At 74.6% G+C, this 531-nt stretch carries 1 pseudogene; it reads left to right on the forward strand.

The features are described 5' to 3' along the window. Positions 1-2: 2 nt before the first annotated feature. Positions 3-531 (forward strand): annotated as a pseudogene (locus tag A5780_RS40840) (cytochrome P450); the annotation flags it as partial.

A 531-nucleotide genomic window follows, 5' to 3' on the forward strand; every position in this document is an offset into this window, starting at 1 on the left:
GACTGCGCGCCGCGGCGGCACTGGCCGACCTCGGCCTGGCACCGGTCGCCGCCGGGGTGATCGCCCGGCGCCGCGGCATGATGGCGCTGCTGGAGCGAGTCGGCGCCGACGACCGCGCGGTCCGCAGGATGCATCGCTTGCGGCGTGAATTCGGCAGCGGCCCGGTCGAACTGGTGCTGCCCGGCCGGCGGGTGCTGGTGCCGCTGGATCCCGCCGACGTCTCGCGGATCCTCGACGGCGCGCCGACTCCGTTCCATCCCGCCAATCGCGAGAAGATCGCCGCGCTGCGCACCTTCCAGCCGCACGGGGTTCTCATCTCCGAGGGTGCGGCTCGCGAACAGCGCCGGCGCCTGAACGAACAGGCGCTCGACACCGACCGGCCGCTGCACCACCTGGCCGATCCGTTCGCCGGGGTGGTCGCCGATGCCGCCCGCGAACAGATCCGCGCCGCGGTGCAGCGCGGCGGTCTCGACGCGGCGCACTTCACCACCGATTGGTGGCGGCTGGTGCGCCGGATCGTGCTGGGCCGGC

The organism is Nocardia sp. 852002-20019_SCH5090214 (assembly GCF_001665865.1).
In the GTDB taxonomy this organism is placed as follows: domain Bacteria; phylum Actinomycetota; class Actinomycetes; order Mycobacteriales; family Mycobacteriaceae; genus Nocardia; species Nocardia nova.